Raw genomic sequence first — 332 nt, 5'->3', positions numbered from 1 at the left:
GCACCGCCACCCGCTGCGCGGCGGGCCGGCCGCGCAATGCCTGGCCGGCGAGCAGCGCGACGCCACAGGCCAGCGCGGATTTCCAGCCCAGCTCGATCAGCAGGTCCGGGATCATTCCGCTTCTCCCCGCGCTTCGTCGATCGCGCGCTGGAGCTCGTCGATTTCCGCGCGGGTCAGCGCCTTCTCCATGCCGAGCAACGCAGTCGCGGCGCGCGCCGCCGAGCCCTGAAAGAAAGTGTGCACCAGGCGCTGGAGCGCAGTCTCGGCAACCGAGTCGGCCTGCACCACCGGCCGATAGACATAGGCCTGGTTGCGCGTGCCGTGGCCGATCA

Annotated in this window: 1 protein-coding gene; it reads right to left on the bottom strand. The window is 70.8% G+C overall.

Going from position 1 to position 332, the window contains the following annotated elements; translation table 11 throughout:
• Positions 1-111 precede the first annotated feature (111 nt).
• On the bottom strand, positions 112-332 hold a 221-nt coding region (locus ACQRBL_RS32720), incomplete at its 5' end, for a BlaI/MecI/CopY family transcriptional regulator (RefSeq protein WP_427736476.1).

The sequence above is a fragment of the Bacillus sp. AF62 genome, from assembly GCF_050312695.1.
Taxonomy (GTDB): domain Bacteria; phylum Bacillota; class Bacilli; order Bacillales; family Bacillaceae_G; genus Bacillus_A; species Bacillus_A cereus.
The sequence above is the reverse complement of the archived record's forward strand: the minus strand, read 5'-3'. Positions and strand labels throughout refer to the sequence as shown.